Genomic DNA, 15,825 nt, shown 5'->3' with positions numbered 1-15,825 from the left:
GGGTTCCGAGCAATAAGAGGGCAAACTGGAGGCGGGGCCGGAAATTGGCGCGGTTGTGCAATGAAACTTGAATATAATCAACGACGTGCGGCGATTAGTGAATCTCGTGCTTAATCATTTGAGACAATCGATGCGTTTATTTGGAAAAGCGGAAAAGAAGAACGGCTGGCTGGCGATCGGCCTGACGGCGGACGGCGTGCAGGCGGCGGCGATCGAGCGCCGCGCCGACGGCTTGCCGCGTGTGTTGCTGGCCGCTTCCTATCCCGGCCAGGCCGACCAGGCCGGCGCCAGCCTGGCGCGCCTGGGCAAGGAATTGCATGCTGCCCGCTATCGCTGCACCACGCTGCTCGGCGCCGGCGGCTACCAGTTGCTGATGGTCGAGGCGCCCAATGTGCCGGACGCGGAAATGAAAACCGCGCTGGGCTGGCGCGTCAAGGACATGATCGATTTCCCGCTGGAGCAAGCCACGCTGGACATGGCGATGGTGCCGCAGGCCACCGGCTCCAACCATGCGCGCCAGGCGTTCGCGGTGGCGGCCCGCAACAGCGTGCTGCTGCCGTACCAGCAACTGTTCGCCGACAGCAAGATCGCGCTGTCGGCCATCGACATCGGCGAAATGGCGCAGCGGAATATCTCGGCCCTGCTGGAGCCGGAAGGGCGCGGCCTGGCGCTGCTGGCCTTCGACGCCGACGGCGGCCTGCTGACCATCAGCTATCAAGCCGAACTCTATCTGGCGCGCCGCATCGACATCACGTTGAACCAGCTGCTCGATCCCGACCCGGACCGCCTGCAGCATCTGCATGACCGCATCACGCTGGAGCTGCAACGTTCGCTGGACCACTTCGAGCGGCAGTTCTCGTCCGTCGCCGTGGCCAAGCTGATGCTGGCGCCGGTGGGCGAGGGCGCCTTGCGCGCCTACCTGGCCACCAATCTCTACCTGCCAGTGGAACAGCTGGACCTGGCAAGCGTGCTGGACCTGGAGCAGGCGCCGGTATTGCAAGATCCTGCGCAGCAGGCCGGCTTCCTGCGCACCCTGGGCGCGGCCTTGCGCGAGCAGGTGAGCGCATGAGTCAGCAAATCAACCTGTTCAACGCCGGTACCCAGCGCAAGACCAACTATGCCGGTACACCGATGCTGGCGGCCGGACTCGGCGTGCTGGTGCTCGGCCTGATCGGCATGTCGGTGATGGCCAAGGCCGAGCTGGCGACGTTGGAGCGCGAGGCCGCCACGGTCAAGGCCGGGCTGGACCGCGGCGAAGCGCGCCGGAGCGCCGCCACCGCCGCCTTCGTGGCGCCGCGCAAGAGCGAAGCGCTGCAACAGGAACTGGACCACACCGGCGCGCAATACCGCAATCTGCAGCAAGTGGCCGCGATACTGGAGCAGGGACAGCCGGGCGCGACGCGCGGCTATTCGGCCTACTTCCGCGCCTTCGCGCGGCGCGGCGTGGAAGGCTTGTGGCTGACCGGCGTCACCATCCAGGGCAGCGGCGATGCGATCGGCTTGCAGGGGCGGGCGCTCAAGGCCAGCCTGCTGCCGGGCTACCTGAACGGCCTGGCCAGCGAGGCCGTATTGCGCGGCAAGAGCTTCGGCCAGCTGGAAATGAATGAACCCAAGCCTGCCCCCGAGGCTGCCGCAGCCGGAGCAGTCGCGCCGCCGCGCTATGTGGAATTCAACCTGCAGTCGGCCGCCGCCGGCGAGCGCGGCAAGGTGGAGCGTCCATGAAAGCCTATTGGATCAGATTCGATACCTGGCTGATGGCGCTGAGCCCGCGCGAGCGCCTGATGGTGGTGGGCGCGACGGCGGCGATGCTGGTGTACCTGGCGTTCCAGCTGGTGCTGGACCCGGCCTACACGCGCCAGCGCAGCTTGCGCGCGACCATGCTGCAGCAGCGGGTGCAGATCAGCGGCATCGATTCCGAACTGGCGCAACTCGATGCGGCCGCCCGCCGCGACCCCGACCGCGAAGTGCGCGAGCGGCTGGCCGCGTTGCAGCAGCAAAGCGCCGACTTGCGCGCCAAGCTGCGCAGCGCGCAAAAGGGCCTGGTCGCACCGGACCGCATGGGCGCGTTGTTGCAGCAAATGGTGCAGGGCCACGGCAAGCTGCGCCTGGTGTCGTTGAAGACGCTGCCGCCGCAAGGCACGGTGGACGGCACGTTCGCCGCGCTGGACGCGGCCGAACCGGCGCCGGCGCGGCCGGCCGCGGCGCCGCAACTGACGCCGGCCGCCATCGTGCAGGCGGCCGCCGCGTCGGTCAAGCAGCAGCCCGCCGCCGCCGCGCCTGTCGGCGCGCCAGCCGCGGCACCGGCCGCGCCCGCGCCGCTGCTGTACCGTCACGGCGTGCAACTGGTGCTGCAAGGCAGCTACCTGGAGATGATCGATTACCTGGAAGCGCTGGAGGCCCTGCCTACCCAGCTGCTATGGGGCGCCGCCGCGCTCGATGCCGGACAATTTCCCCAGGCGCGGCTGACGCTGACCCTGTACACCCTGAGCCTGGACCCGAAATGGATAGCGCTATGAACCGCCGGCTGACATGGCTGCTGCCGCTGATGCTGGCGCTGCCGGCGTCCGCGCAAAAGCTGGCCGACCCGACCCGCCCTCCGGCCATGATGGCCGCACCCGAAAGCGCGGCAGCGGCGGATGGCGTCGCGGCCGGACCGCGGCTGCAATCGATCCTGATCGGCCGCGCACCCGGCGGCCGGCGGCTGGCCGTGATCGACGGCGCCACCGTGCGCACCGGCGGCAAGGTCGGCGACGCGCTGCTGGAACGCATCAACGACAATTCGGTGGTCCTCCGCCGCGGCAAGAATCTGGAAACCCTGACCCTGTTTCCCAAACCGGCCGAGGCCGCAGACCCTACAGGGAAAAACAAATGAGCAAACGTAATCACTCCCTGCACCAACTGATGCGATGGGCCGGCATGCTAGGCGCGGCCGGCGCGCTGGCGGGGTGCCAGACCCAGGCGCCGCGCGACACCTACGACACCATCGACCAGCAGGTGCGCGCCGCCGCCGCCAGTGCCCACGCCCAGTCCGCCAGTTCGGCGGCGGTGGAGGCGGCGCTGCTGCCGCCGTCGGCGGCGACCATGGCGGCCGAACTGCCCAAGGCGCGCGCGGTGATGGAGGAGCGTTTCAATGTGTCCTTCAACCAGGTGCCGGTGCAGCAGTTCTACAATTCCATCGCGGCCGGCACGCGCTACAACATGCTGATCCACCCTGACGTCAGCGGCACCGTGACCGCCAACCTGAAAGACGTGACGCTGTTCGAGGCGCTCGACGCGGTGCGCGAGATGTACGGCTACGACTACAAGGTGGAAGGCACGCGCATCTACATCCGGCCGCTGACGATGCAGACCCGCATCTTCCAGGTCAACTACCTGAGCGCCTCGCGCAAGGGCACGTCCAATGTGCGGGTGTCGTCGACGTCGGTGAACACGGTGGGCTCGGTGGTGTCGGGCCAGAGCGGCAATAGCGGTAGCGGCGGCAGTCAGGGCAATCAGCCGCAGGGCCAGGGGCAGGGCAGCCAGCAGTATGCGATGGAGGACTCGAGCAACGTCAAGACCTCGTCGGCCACCGACTTCTGGACCGAGCTGAAGGAGGCGCTGGTGGCCCTGGTCGGCGGCGTCGGCGAAGGCCGCAGCGTGGTGATCAGCCCGCAGTCGGGCGTGGTGGTGGTGCGCGCCTTGCCGGAGCAGCTGCGCAGCGTCGACCAGTATCTGAAGGCGACCCGCCTGGCCGTCGAGCGCCAGGTGATCCTGGAGGCCAAGATCCTCGAAGTGCAGCTCAACAGCGGCTTCCAGAGCGGCATCAACTGGGCCAGCTTCGCCTCGTTCGGCGGCGGCGGCAGCAATCGCCTGTCGGGCGGCTTCCTGGCGCCGGGCACCGGCCTGGCGCCGCTGCCGGCGGCCGGCGGCCAGCCGGCGGTGATCACCAGCGGCGGCACGGCGGGCATTTCGGCGATTGCCGGTTCCACGCTGGTGAACGCCGCCAACAACGCCGGCTCGCTGTTCGGCCTGGCGTTCCAGACCAGTAATTTCGCCGCCATGATTTCCTTCCTGGAGTCGCAGGGCTCGGTGCACGTGCTGTCCAGCCCGCGCATCGCGACCATGAACAACCAGAAGGCCGTGCTGAAGATCGGCACCGACGAGTTTTATGTGACCGGGGTCAGCACCACCACCAACTCCAACGTCAGCGGCAACACCACCAGCCCGAACGTGACCTTGCAGCCGTTCTTCTCCGGCGTGGTGCTGGACGTGACGCCGCAGATCGACGACGAAGGCAACATCATGCTGCACGTGCATCCGTCGGTCAGCCAGGTGTCGACCGTGAACAAGATCGTCAACCTGGGCAGCGCCGGCTCGCTGCAACTGCCGCTGGCGGCGTCGAGCACATCGGAAATGGACAGCATGGTGCGCGGCCAGGACGGGCGCATCGTCGCCATCGGCGGCCTGATGCGCCAGTCCAGCGTCGACGACAACAGCCAGGCGCCGGGCCTCGGGAGTATGCCGGTGGTCGGCGCCTTGTTCCGTAACACCGAACGCAGCACGCAGAAACGCGAGCTGGTGGTGTTGATCAAGCCCACCATCGTCGATGGCGCGGCCAGTTATGCGCAGGATCTCGACGACGCCAGCCGCCGGGTCCAGCAACTGGCGCCGCCGCCTGCGGGAGGACGCAAATAAATGTACCAGGCCCACTTTGGCTTGGGCGAGATGCCGTTCGGGATCACGCCTGACACCAGCTTCTTCTTCACCAGCCCGCATTCGCAGCAGGCGCTCAACACGCTGCTGGTGGCGGCGCGCAGTGGCGAGGGCTTCATCAAGATCACTGGCGAAGTCGGCACCGGCAAGACGCTGCTGTGCCGCAAATTCATGGCGACCTTGGGGCCGGGTTTTGTCACCGCCTACATCCCCAATCCCTACCTGGAGCCGCGCACGCTGATGCTGGCGCTGGCCGATGAACTGGAGCTGCCCTTGCAGCGCGACGTCGACCAGCATCAGTTGCTGAAGTCGCTGACCCTGCGCCTGATGGACCTGGCGCGCGAGGACAAGCAGGTGGTGATGTGCCTGGACGAGGCGCAGGCGATCCCATTGGAGAGCCTGGAAGCCCTGCGCCTGCTGACCAACCTGGAAACCGAGAAGCGCAAGCTGCTGCAAATCGTGCTGTTCGGGCAGCCGGAACTGAACCAGCATTTGCAGACCAACTCGATTCGCCAGCTGGCGCAGCGCATCACTTTCCACTACCATCTGGGGCCGCTCACCCGCGACGACCTGGAATATTACCTGGCCCATCGGCTGCGGGTGGCGGGCTATACGGGCAGCCGTTTGTTCAGCCGCGGCGCGATCGGACGATTGTTCAAGGCCAGCGGCGGCATACCGCGGCTTGTGAACATTATGGCAAACAAGTCGTTGATGCTATGCTTCGGCGAAGGCAAGCAGCAGGTGACGCGTCGTCATGTGGATATGGCGGCGGCCGATACCGTGCCGTCGAGGGCGGGCTTGCAGTGGCAATGGCTGATGGCCGGCGTCAGTTTGCTGATCGCCGCATGCGGCCTGACTTGGGCGTTGACTAAATGAGTTTGATTAATAAAATGTTGCAGGACCTGGATGCGCGCGGCGGGGCGAGCGATGGCGCATTGCGCCAGCAGCAATTGCACGCGGTGAGCGGACAGGTGCGCGACAAGCGGCCGTTGGTGATCGGCGGCGTGCTGGTGTTGGTGGCAGTGGTGGTGGTGGGCGGCGGCTGGTATGGCTGGGAGTACTGGCAGGCGCATCGCGTGGCTGCCGCCCAGCCGGCTGTCGTGGTTGCCGCGCCAGCCAAGCCGCCGGCAGCGACTCCCGCTCCCGCGCCCGCAGCGGCGCCCGCTGAAGCGAGCGCGCCAGCCCCTGCCGCCGAGCGCGCGCCGCCAGCCGCCAAAGTCGCGGCGATGCCGGAAGCAGCGCCGGCCGAAGCCGCGCCACGCAAGTCCACCGCAGCGCCAGCCGAACGCAAGTCCACCGCAGCGCCAGCTGAACGCAAGCCGCCGCGCCAGGTGGCCACGCGCAGCGCCGACGAGACGCCCGGCGTCGGCACGATCACGCACGACATCAGCCCGCAGCAGATGGCGGAAAACACCTATCGCCGCGCGCTGGTGGCCCTGCAGGAAGGCCGCATCAGCGCCGCGCTGGCCGATCTCGACCGCGCGTTGGAAATCGATCCGCGCAACGAAGCCGCGCGCCAGACCAACATCAGCCTGCTGCTGGAACAGAAACGCAATGACGACGCCGTGCGCCAGTTGCGCCTGGCGCTGGGCATCGATCCGCGCCAGCCCGGCCTGGCGATGGTGCTGGCCCGTTTGCAGCTGGAGAAGGGCGGTCCGGCGCTGGAAACCTTGATGACGACCTTGCCGTACGCCGGCAGCAGCGCCGAGTACCAGGCCTTCCTGGCCGGCGTGCTGCAACGCGAACAGCGCCACACCGAAGCGGCGCAATATTATCGCGAGGCGCTCAAGCTGGCGCCGCGCAACGGCGTCTGGTGGATGGGGCTGGGCATCTCGCTGCAAGCCGACATGCACCTGCCGGAAGCGCGCGAAGCCTATCGCCGCGCCCGCGCATCGAACGGCCTGTCGCCGGAGCTGCAAGTCTTCATCGACCGCAAGATCGATTCCCTGTCGCGTTAGAGACTGGCCTGCTGGCCCCAGATCTGTTTCATGCTGAAGCGGATCGAAGCCTCATCCTCGCTCAGCGCTTCGGCTATCGCGCCGGCCTCGTCGGTGGCGCTACGCAGCGGAGCCGGCGATAACACCGCGCCCGACGGGTCGCGCAGGCAGTGGATCAGCACCCCTTCGGCGCCACCCGGACGACGACTGATCACGCCGATCTCCCCGCTTTGCAAACGCACCAGCGAGCCCGGCGGGAAATCGCCCAGCTCGCGCTGGAACACCTGCACCAGCATGGTGTCGACCGGCGCCACCTTGTCGTCGATCAGGTTGCGCAAGGCCAGGTTGGGCAGGATGGAACGGCGGTAATTGCGGGCCGACACCTGCGCGCAATAGCGATCGGCCAGGCTCAGCAGCTTGGCGTTCTGCGTCACCTCCGGACTGGCGACGCCGGCCGGATAGCCGCTGCCTTCATCATTCTCGTGGTGCAGCAGCACGCAGGAAATCCACTCGTCGTCCTGGATGCCGGCGCATTTGAGCATGTCCACGCTTTCCTCCGGATGGCGGCGGACGATGGACATTTCCTCGTTGTTCAGCGGGGTGTTCTTGTTCTGGAAGGTGTCGTTGTGGCGCAGCATGCCGACGTTCATGGTCAGCGCGGCCGCCGTCACGGTCAGGGTTTCGCTGGCGCTCTTGTTGAGGCTGCGTGAGATCACCACCACCACCACCGCCGTCTCGATGCAATGGCGCACCGCGTAGCTGCCGGCGATCTGGCACAGGAAGATGCAGGCCAGCGCGATGTCCGGATTGAGGTCGACCGCGTGGATCACGTCGCGCGCGATGTCGCGCAATTCGCTTTCGGCGTTGTGTTCGTTGCGCAGGTTTTGCAGCAAGCGCTCCAGCTGGCGGTTGGACTGGTTGAGCAGGTGCAGCACCGACGGCGGCGGCTCTTGTTCGGCGAACTCGCCCGCGATCAGCGGTGCGTCCGCCTGGTTGGTATCGGCCATGATTCTCGTCCCCGAATTAAACTTTGCCCAGTCGCTCCAACGCGAGTGCCAGGGTCTCATCTTTTTTGGCAAAGCAGAAACGGACGATGCCCGATTCCTTGCCTTGCTGGTAAAACGCCGATACCGGTATCGCCGCCACCTTGATCTCGGTGGTCAGCCACTGCGCAAACTCCGCTTCCGTTTGCGTTGAAATTTTGTCGTAGCGCACGCACTGGAAATACGTGCCGTCGGCCGGCAGCAGTTCGAAGCGCGAGCCCTTCAGTCCTTCCCGGAACAGGTCGCGCTTGCGCTGGTAGAAGGCCGGCAGTTCCAGGTAGGGCTTGGGATCGGCCATGTAGCTGGCGATGCCGTGCTGCATCGGCGTGTTGATGCTGAAGACGTTGTACTGGTGCACCTTGCGGAACTCCGCCGACAGCGCGGCCGGCGCGGCGACGTAGCCGATCTTCCAGCCGGTGACGTGGTAAGTCTTGCCGAAGCTGGAGACGACGAAGGCGCGCGCCGCCAGTTCCGCATGGCGGCACACCGATTCGTGGCGCTGGCCGTCGTAGACCATGTGTTCGTAGACCTCGTCCGACAGGATCAGCACGTCGGTGCCGCGCACGATGTCGGCCAGCGCTGCCAGGTCGGCGGCGCGCAGCACGCTGCCGGTCGGGTTGTGCGGGGAGTTGATGACGATCAGGCGGGTCTTGCCGTTGACCGCGGCGGCGACGGCGGACCATGGCACCGTGTAGCCGTCGGCGCCGGCCCGCATCTGCACCAGCACCGGCACGCCGCCGGCCAGCGTAATCGCCGGCACGTAGCTGTCGTAGCTCGGTTCGATGACGATCACCTCGTCGCCCGGATGCACGCAGCACAGGATGGCGGTGGTCAGCGCCTGGGTGGCGCCGGCGGTGACGGTGATGTCGGTGTCGACGTCGTACTGGTGGCCGTAGATGGCGGCGATCTTGGCGACGATGGCCTGGCGCAGCAGCGGCACGCCGCTCATCATTGGATACTGGTTGAAATCGGCGTGCATGGCGTCGTTGACGGCGTGCAGCAGGCTGCGCTCGCAGGCGAAATCGGGGAAGCCCTGGCCGAGGTTGACGGCGTTCGCTTGCGCGGCCAGCGTGGACATGCGGGTGAACACGGTGGTGCCGACCGCCGGCAGGCGGCTGGTCAGGACGGGCGTGGACGGCGTGCTGCTCGGCAGATTGTTGCGGCTATTCATGGCGGGCGTGTAGTGGACAGATAGCCTATTCTAGCTCAGCGCGCCGGGTTTGGTGTGGTGAAAAAAACCTTAGGCTTCCGGGCTCCACGCCTCTGGCACCATGACCTTGAACATGCCGGCCTTGGCCAGCCGGCGCGCCAGTTTCAGCAGCGCCTTGTCCTTGGTGATGAGGATGGCGGCGTTGGCGTCGCGCGCCACCTCGAGGAACTTCTGGTCGTCCTTGTCGGTGCAGACCGGCAGGCGGATGCCGGACTCGGGCGGGGCGACCACCGTGATCAGCTGGTCAAAGCGGGCGGCGGCCAGCGGGCGGGTGTCGTCGTCCAGCGGCAGGTGCTTGTAGTGCAGCACGATGTTGTACTCGTCGCGGCAGTCGGCGCGGGTGATGGCTTCGACCGTGCCGTTTTCCAGCGCGGCCAGCAGCGCGGCCCAGCGCGGGTCCTTGAACACGAACAGGTCGAGGCAGACGTTGGTATCGATAACGATGCGCGTCGGTGTGAGTTTCTCTGGAACAGGTATCATGTGCTTAGTTCGTAAAAATGTTTATCTGGAATCTTATGCTGATAGTGCTTTCGCCTGCAAAAAGTCTCGACCTGGAGACCCCTCCGACCACCAAGTTGCACTCCCAACCTGATTTTCTCGACCACTCGGCCCAGCTGATCACCCGCCTGCGCGAGTTTTCGCCGGTGCAGATCGGCGAGTTGATGGACCTGTCCGACAATCTGTCGGCGCTCAACGTTGCCCGCTACGCCAGCTGGACCCATGACACCGCCGAAGGCCGCCAGGCCGTGATGGCTTTCAACGGCGACGTCTACGGCGGCCTGGACGCGCGCAGCCTCAAGCCGGGCCAGCTGGACTATGCGCAGGCGCGCATCCGCATCCTGTCCGGGCTGTACGGCATGTTGCGCCCGCTGGACCTGATCCATCCGCACCGGCTGGAAATGGGCACCCGCCTGGCCAACCCGCGCGGCAAGGACCTGTACGCCTTCTGGGGCGAGACCATCACCCGGGCGCTGAACCAGACCGCGGCCGAGCAGGGCGCCGAGACACTGGTCAACCTGGCGTCCGAGGAATACTTCAAGTCGGTCAAGCCCAAGCTGCTGGACGTGCCGGTGATCACGCCGCAGTTCGAGGACTGGAAAAACGGCAAATACAAGATCATTTCGTTCTACGCCAAGCGGGCGCGCGGCCTGATGGCGCGTTTCGCCGCCGTCAAAGGCATCACCGACCCGCAGAAACTGAAGAAATTCAACGTCGACGGCTATGCCTTCGACAAGAAAGACTCGGACGACAAAACCTGGATCTTCCGTCGCCGGGTCGAATAAACCCACTGGGGTCAAGTCTGACATTCGGACACGAGCTCTACCGTAGCAATGCTTACGGTAGAGCTCGTGTCCGAATGTCAGACTTGACCCCGTTGTAAAAAAATAAAAAACCGGGACCTGGGTCCCGGTTTTTGCTGGATTTCAAGTGAAATTCAGCTTAATTCCACAGTTTCCACCAGTGACGTTCGGCTTTTTTGCCTTCGTCCAGGAACTTGCTGGCAGGGTAGTTCAGCTTGAACACGCGCATGGTGTCGTCGCGCAGTTCGGTCATGCCCAGCTTGTCGTAGCTGCGGATCATGATGAACAGCGCTTCTTCGATCGCCGGCGAGGCGCGGTAGTCGTTCATGATGCCCATGGCGCGGTTGGCCGCGGCCAGGTAGGCGCCGCGACGGTAGTAGTAACGCGCCACATGTACTTCATACGAAGCCATCGCATTGATCAGATAACGCATACGATCCAGCGAATCCGGCGTATACTTGCTGTTTGGGAACTTGTCCACCAGCTGTTTGAAGGCCGCGTAGGCTTCGCGCGTGGCCTTCGGGTCGCGTTCGGTGGCGTCCTGCTCGTAGATGAAATTCAGGAAGCCGATCTGGTCGTTGAAGTTGATCAGGCCGCGCAGGTAGTACATGTAGTCGACGTTGGCGTGGTTGGGGTGCAGCTTGATGAAGCGCTCCACGGCCGCCAGCGCCTGCGCCTGGTCCTGGGATTTGTAGTAGGCGTAAGCGATCTGCATCTGCGCCTGTTGGGCGTAAGTGCCGAACGGATAGCTCGATTCCAGCTTCTCGTACAACTGAATTGCGCGTTCGTAGTGCTGGCCTTCCAGCTCTTCGCTCGCCTCCGAGTATAATTTCGTAGCGCTCCAACCTTTAGTCTCGTCGATTTTCTCCGAGAACAAACCGCAAGCGGACAAACTAAGCAGAACCAACGTTGCTGCGACTACTTTCAATTTTTTTTGCATATGTTTTGCAAGAAGCTGTTTAACCAAAGTTTTACAATAGGCTGATTATAGCCGATGGGAATGCTGTGATATTAACTCCAAAGCCGAATTTGGCCGAATCTTCCTCCGATCATGAATCCGATGCCGACCTGCTGGTCGAGCAGGACGGCGATTTCGGCGAAGACGACGGGCTGGCTCCGATCCAACTGGAATTGACCCCGGAAGTCTGCGGTCAACGCCTCGATAAAGTCATTTCGCACCTGGTCCCGCAATTTTCACGCGGCCGCCTGCAAATGTGGATCACCGACGGCTTCGTCACTGTCGATGGCAAACCGGCCAAAAGCACCAAGGACACCGTCTACGGCGACGAGAAGATCGTCATTCTGCCCCAACCGGCGCCGGAAGACGAGGCTTTTAAGCCGGAAGCGATGGAACTTAACATCGTTTACGAAGACGAGCACCTGATGGTGATCAATAAACCGGCCGGCCTGGTGGTCCACCCGGGCGCCGGCAACTGGTCCGGCACGCTGTTGAACGGCCTGCTGCACCACTGCCCGCAGCTGTCGGGCGTGCCGCGCGCCGGCATCGTCCACCGCCTGGACAAGGACACCAGCGGCCTGATGGTGGTCGGCAAGACGCTGCCGGCCCAGACCGACCTGGTGCGCCAGCTGGCCGCGCGCACCGTCAAGCGCGAGTATTTCGCAATCGTGTGGGGCATGCCGCGGATTAGCGGTACGATCGATTCGTCGATGGGCCGCCACCCGAAGGATCGCATCAAGATGGCGGTGTCGACCGGCATGGGCTCCAAGCCGGCCATCACCCACTATCAGGTGCTGGGCGGCGGCAAGCTGGGCGAAGGCCGTCCCGTGACCTTGGTGCAGTGCCGCCTGGAAACTGGCCGCACCCACCAGATTCGCGTCCACATGATGTCGATCGGCTTCCCGCTGGTGGGCGACACCACCTACGGCAAGCAGCATCTGGCCGATTATTTCCCGCGCCAGGCGCTGCAGGCGCGTCGCCTGGGTCTGGTTCATCCGGCCACCGGCGAGCAATGCGAATGGACCGTGCCGCTGGCCGACGATTTTGCCGAGTTGCTGGCTCGCGCCAGCATCGAGGTACCGGAAGGAATTTGATGTCTACCCCGTCACATTGGCTGATCCCGCACTGGCCTGGCTTGCCAGACAAGGTGGGCGCGTTGTCGACCACGCGGCGGGGCGGCGTCAGCCCGGCGCCGTATGACGACGGCATGGGCGGCGGCGGCCTGAACCTGGGCACCCACGTCGGCGACCAGCCGCACAATGTGGCGCGCAACCGCGACATCCTGCGCGCCTTGCTGCCGGGAACGCCGGCCTGGCTGTCGCAGGTGCACGGCACGGCGGTGGTCGATGTGGCCCGGATCGGGCCGCAGGACGTGCCGGAGGCGGACGCCAGCTTCTCCGCCGCGCCGGGCAAGCCCTGCGTCATCATGACGGCCGACTGCCTGCCGGTATTGTTCTGCGACGTCGAAGGCAAGACCGTGGCGGCCGCGCATGCGGGCTGGCGCGGCCTGGCCGCCGGGGTGCTGGAAAATACCGTGGAATCGATGCGCGCGGCCGGCGCCGGCGAGGTTATGGCCTGGATGGGCCCGGCAATCGGCGCCTACCAGTTCGAGGTCGGCAATGAAGTGAAGCAGGCTTTCCTGAGCGGCGCGACCGACGCGTCCGGCGTGCGCCACGTGGAAGCGGCGTTTTCGCCCATCGAGGGCAAGCCGGCCAAGTTCCTGGCCGATATCTATGGCCTGGCGCGCTACCTGCTGCACCGGGCGGGGGTGATGCAGGTGCATGGCGGCGAGTTCTGCACCGTGTCCAACTCCAGCCGTTTTTATTCCTACCGGCGCGACGGCGTCACCGGCCGGCAGGCGGCCCTGATCTGGATCAAATGAATCAAGCCGGCGCTGGCTTAGTCTTCGGCTTCGGTTTGGGCCGCGGCCTGGCGGGCCTGGTGCGCCGCCAATTCGGCCGCGCGGCGGCGGGCTTTGCGCTTGCCGGTGCCCGAGATGTAGATCAAAGTGCCCAAGGGCAGCACGCAGTAGAACAAAAACGTTACAATTCCCGCAACGACGGTGGGCTCGGTCAGAGCCATCAGTCCGACCACGTAGATCCAAGCAATAGCAACAATCAGCATCAGCAGCCCAGTTAAAGATATTTAAACTATTTTTAGGGAATCAAACATGAATTTGCCAGATCCTCAAGCCATTGCCAACGCCTGGATGTCGCAGATGAGCGACCCCGGACAGTGGCAATCCTGGTTCAACATGGCGCCCACCACGGACGCCAATCCGCTGGCCGCCATGATGCAGGATGTGGGCGCCTCGGTGAAACCAGAGGCCATGGAGCAGCTGAAAAACCAGTATCTGCAAGATTTCGGCGATTTGTGGCAGGAGTTTTTGTCCGGCAAATCGCCCGACGTGGCCGACCGCCGCTTCACGTCGTCCGCCTGGCAGGGCAATCCCATGTCGTCGTTCAATGCGGCATCATACCTGCTCAACGCCAAATTCCTGAATGCGATGGTCGACACGGTCGACACCTCGAGCCAGCAAAAGCAAAAGATCCGCTTCGCCGTGCAGCAGATCATCGACGCCATGTCGCCGGCCAACTTCCTGGCCACCAATCCCGAGGCCCAGCAAAAGCTGATCGACACCAAGGGCGAGAGCCTGACCAAGGGCCTGGCCAATATGCTGGCCGACATGAACAAGGGCCATATCTCGCTGTCCGACGAATCGGCGTTCGAAGTCGGCCGCAACCTGGCCACCACCGAAGGCACGGTGGTGTATGAAAATCCGCTGTTCCAGCTGATCCAGTACAAGCCGCTCACGGCCACGGTGCACCAGCGCCCGCTGCTGATGGTGCCGCCATGTATCAACAAGTTCTACATCCTTGATTTGCAACCGGAAAACTCGCTGGTGCGCTACGCGGTGGAGCAGGGCAACAGCGTGTTCCTGGTCTCGTGGAGCAATCCCGACCAGTCGCTGGCCGGCACCACCTGGGACGACTATGTCGACCAGGGCGTGATCGAAGCGATCCACGTGGTGCAGGACATCAGCGGCCAGGAGCAGATGAACATGCTGGGCTTCTGCGTCGGCGGCACGCTGGTCTCGACCGCGCTGGCGGTGCTGGCGGCGCGCGGCGAGAAGCCGGCCTCCAGCCTGACCCTGCTGACCACCTTCCTCGATTTCAGCGATACCGGCGTGCTGGACGTGTTTGTCGACGAAGCCCAGGTGGCGATGCGCGAGCAGCAGCTGAAGGCCGGCGGCCTGATGCCCGGCCGCGACCTGGCCAGCACCTTCTCCAGCCTGCGTCCGAACGACCTGGTGTGGAACTACGTGCAGTCCAACTACCTGAAGGGCAACGAACCGCCGCCGTTCGACCTGCTGTACTGGAACTCGGACAGCACCAATCTGCCGGGCCCGATGTTCTGCTGGTATCTGCGCAACACCTACCTGGAGAACAAGCTCAAGACCGGCAAGCTGAAGGTGGCGGGCCAGAAGGTCGACCTGGGCAGCATCGAAGCGCCGGCCTTCATCTACGGCTCGCGCGAAGACCACATCGTGCCGTGGATGTCGGCCTTCAGCTCGATGAACATCCTCAATCCGGGCAAGGTCAAGGCGAATCGCTTCGTGCTTGGCGCGTCCGGCCACATCGCGGGCGTGATCAACTCGGTCGCCAAGAACAAGCGCAGCTACTGGACCAACGACAAGCCTTTGGGCCGCGCCGTCGCCAAGCCGCAGGATGGCGAGGCGTGGATGGCGGGCGCGACGGAAAACCCCGGCAGCTGGTGGCCGGAATGGGCCAACTTCCTGGCCGAGCATGGCGGCAAGAAGGTCAAGCCCAAGGCCAAGCCCGGCAATGCCCGTTACCAGGCCATCGAACCGGCCCCTGGCCGCTACGTGAAGGTACGTGCAGATTAATTTCGGCAGGGAAAAAGCACATTATTGTCGATCTGTAAATTTGGTTGCGTTGCAATAAAACCCAAAAGTTATATCAGATTGTGCAAGACATGCTTTTTCCCCTCTATAATAGAAAAAGTAGGCTAGTGGGAAAGCGGACCGAAGTTCGCTTTTTTTTCGAATTGTTAGAGTATGCGCTGCGGCGCAATAAGTGGACTTGTGATGAGTAGTGCGAAAAAAAATGCTGAACGTCTGATCAAAAAATACCCGAATCGCCGTCTGTACGATACGCAGACCAGTTCCTACATCACGCTGACGGACGTCAAGCAGCTGGTGCTGGACAACGAAGAATTCACCGTGGTCGACGCCAAGAGCAATGAAGACCTGAGCCGCAGCATCCTGCTGCAGATCATCCTGGAGGAAGAGGCCAGCGGTGCGCCGATGTTCTCCAGCGACGTGCTGGCGCAGATCATCCGCTTCTACGGCCACGCCATGCAGGGCATGATGGGCTCCTACCTGGAAAAGAACGTGCAGGCCTTTACCGACATCCAGCGCAAGTTCACCGGCACCACGGCCGGCGGCCTGGAGGGCAAGCCATTCAGCCCGGAAATGTGGACCCAGTTCATGAACGTCCAGGGCCCGATGATGCAGGGCATGATGAACAACTACATCGACCAGAGCAAGAGCCTGTTCGTGCAGATGCAGGAGCAGATGCAAAGCCAGAGCAAGAACATCTTCGGCACCTTCCCCTTCGTTCCGGGTGTGCCACCGACCGACAAGAAGTAATCCTTCACGCTC

At 64.2% G+C, this 15,825-nt stretch carries 17 protein-coding genes; 12 read left to right on the top strand and 5 right to left on the bottom strand.

The annotated features are described in order from the left end of the window. The first annotated feature begins 130 nt into the window (after nucleotides 1-130). The 7 genes from AC1RMD_RS28945 to AC1RMD_RS28915 are packed head-to-tail and all read left to right on the top strand — an operon-like array spanning nucleotide 131 to nucleotide 6,650. On the top strand, nucleotides 131-1,069 hold the full coding sequence (locus AC1RMD_RS28945) for an agglutinin biogenesis protein MshI (RefSeq protein WP_492931929.1): 939 nt from the start codon (nucleotides 131-133) through the stop codon (nucleotides 1,067-1,069). Further along, nucleotides 1,066-1,722, top strand: coding sequence for an MSHA biogenesis protein MshI (locus AC1RMD_RS28940; protein ID WP_492931927.1), 657 nt, complete (start codon nucleotides 1,066-1,068; stop codon nucleotides 1,720-1,722). Before AC1RMD_RS28945 ends, AC1RMD_RS28940 begins: the two co-directional genes overlap by 4 nt. Then, nucleotides 1,719-2,516 carry a type II secretion system protein M gene (locus AC1RMD_RS28935; RefSeq protein WP_492931925.1) on the top strand — a complete coding sequence of 266 codons (798 nt, stop codon included), beginning with the start codon at nucleotides 1,719-1,721 and terminating at the stop codon, nucleotides 2,514-2,516. The genes AC1RMD_RS28940 and AC1RMD_RS28935 overlap by 4 nt, the downstream gene beginning before the upstream one ends. Next, a complete protein-coding gene (locus AC1RMD_RS28930) occupies nucleotides 2,501-2,872 on the top strand; it encodes an MSHA biogenesis protein MshK (protein ID WP_492931923.1) in 372 nt (123 codons plus the stop codon). The genes AC1RMD_RS28935 and AC1RMD_RS28930 overlap by 16 nt, the downstream gene beginning before the upstream one ends. Further along, nucleotides 2,869-4,674, top strand: coding sequence for a pilus (MSHA type) biogenesis protein MshL (mshL, locus tag AC1RMD_RS28925; protein WP_492931921.1), 1,806 nt, complete (start codon nucleotides 2,869-2,871; stop codon nucleotides 4,672-4,674). The genes AC1RMD_RS28930 and mshL overlap by 4 nt, the downstream gene beginning before the upstream one ends. Then, nucleotides 4,675-5,568 (top strand): ExeA family protein, encoded by an 894-nt coding sequence (locus AC1RMD_RS28920; protein ID WP_492931919.1) that lies wholly within the window; start codon nucleotides 4,675-4,677, stop codon nucleotides 5,566-5,568. Beyond that, nucleotides 5,565-6,650, top strand: coding sequence for a tetratricopeptide repeat protein (locus tag AC1RMD_RS28915; protein ID WP_492931917.1), 1,086 nt, complete (start codon nucleotides 5,565-5,567; stop codon nucleotides 6,648-6,650). The genes AC1RMD_RS28920 and AC1RMD_RS28915 overlap by 4 nt, the downstream gene beginning before the upstream one ends. Here AC1RMD_RS28915 and AC1RMD_RS28910 read toward each other — a convergent pair. From AC1RMD_RS28910 to AC1RMD_RS28900, 3 genes are all read right to left on the bottom strand, one after another. Further along, nucleotides 6,647-7,636, bottom strand: a complete 990-nt coding sequence (locus AC1RMD_RS28910) for an HD-GYP domain-containing protein (protein ID WP_492931915.1) — start codon at nucleotides 7,634-7,636, stop codon at nucleotides 6,647-6,649. The genes AC1RMD_RS28915 and AC1RMD_RS28910 overlap by 4 nt on opposite strands. Before the next feature lie 16 nt (nucleotides 7,637-7,652). Continuing rightward, nucleotides 7,653-8,843: a pyridoxal phosphate-dependent aminotransferase gene (locus AC1RMD_RS28905; RefSeq protein WP_492931913.1), complete on the bottom strand. Its 1,191-nt coding sequence runs from the start codon at nucleotides 8,841-8,843 to the stop codon at nucleotides 7,653-7,655. 69 nt (nucleotides 8,844-8,912) lie between these two features. Further along, a complete protein-coding gene (locus AC1RMD_RS28900) occupies nucleotides 8,913-9,362 on the bottom strand; it encodes a putative toxin-antitoxin system toxin component, PIN family (protein ID WP_492931911.1) in 450 nt (149 codons plus the stop codon). Between the two features lie 35 nt (nucleotides 9,363-9,397). Between AC1RMD_RS28900 and yaaA the strand changes: the two genes are divergently transcribed. Continuing rightward, nucleotides 9,398-10,165: a peroxide stress protein YaaA gene (gene yaaA, locus AC1RMD_RS28895; protein WP_492931909.1), complete on the top strand. Its 768-nt coding sequence runs from the start codon at nucleotides 9,398-9,400 to the stop codon at nucleotides 10,163-10,165. A gap of 157 nt (nucleotides 10,166-10,322) precedes the next feature. Here the strand turns inward: yaaA and AC1RMD_RS28890 are convergent, their stop codons facing one another. Further along, complete coding sequence (locus AC1RMD_RS28890; protein WP_492931907.1) at nucleotides 10,323-11,123, bottom strand: outer membrane protein assembly factor BamD; 801 nt, start codon at nucleotides 11,121-11,123, stop codon at nucleotides 10,323-10,325. 65 nt (nucleotides 11,124-11,188) lie between these two features. Here AC1RMD_RS28890 and AC1RMD_RS28885 point away from each other — a divergent pair, with 65 nt between their 5' ends. Continuing rightward, on the top strand, nucleotides 11,189-12,235 hold the full coding sequence (locus AC1RMD_RS28885; protein WP_492931905.1) for an RluA family pseudouridine synthase: 1,047 nt from the start codon (nucleotides 11,189-11,191) through the stop codon (nucleotides 12,233-12,235). Next, a complete protein-coding gene (pgeF, locus tag AC1RMD_RS28880) occupies nucleotides 12,235-13,023 on the top strand; it encodes a peptidoglycan editing factor PgeF (RefSeq protein WP_492931903.1) in 789 nt (262 codons plus the stop codon). Before AC1RMD_RS28885 ends, pgeF begins: the two co-directional genes overlap by 1 nt. A 17-nt stretch (nucleotides 13,024-13,040) precedes the next feature. Here pgeF and AC1RMD_RS28875 read toward each other — a convergent pair whose 3' ends face one another. Next, nucleotides 13,041-13,265 carry a hypothetical protein gene (locus tag AC1RMD_RS28875; RefSeq protein ID WP_332856109.1) on the bottom strand — a complete coding sequence of 75 codons (225 nt, stop codon included), beginning with the start codon at nucleotides 13,263-13,265 and terminating at the stop codon, nucleotides 13,041-13,043. Between the two features lie 46 nt (nucleotides 13,266-13,311). On the opposite strand from AC1RMD_RS28875, the gene phaC reads away from it, so the two are divergent. Together phaC and phaR are read left to right on the top strand one after the other, a co-directional pair. Continuing rightward, nucleotides 13,312-15,048 carry a class I poly(R)-hydroxyalkanoic acid synthase gene (gene phaC, locus AC1RMD_RS28870; RefSeq protein WP_492931901.1) on the top strand — a complete coding sequence of 579 codons (1,737 nt, stop codon included), beginning with the start codon at nucleotides 13,312-13,314 and terminating at the stop codon, nucleotides 15,046-15,048. A 201-nt stretch (nucleotides 15,049-15,249) separates the two neighbouring features. Beyond that, nucleotides 15,250-15,813 (top strand): polyhydroxyalkanoate synthesis repressor PhaR, encoded by a 564-nt coding sequence (phaR, locus tag AC1RMD_RS28865; protein WP_020706485.1) that lies wholly within the window; start codon nucleotides 15,250-15,252, stop codon nucleotides 15,811-15,813. Nucleotides 15,814-15,825 lie beyond the last annotated feature (12 nt).

The organism is Duganella sp. GW822-FHT06D06 (assembly GCF_058799615.1).
This window is presented reverse-complemented; position numbering and strand designations above follow the sequence as displayed.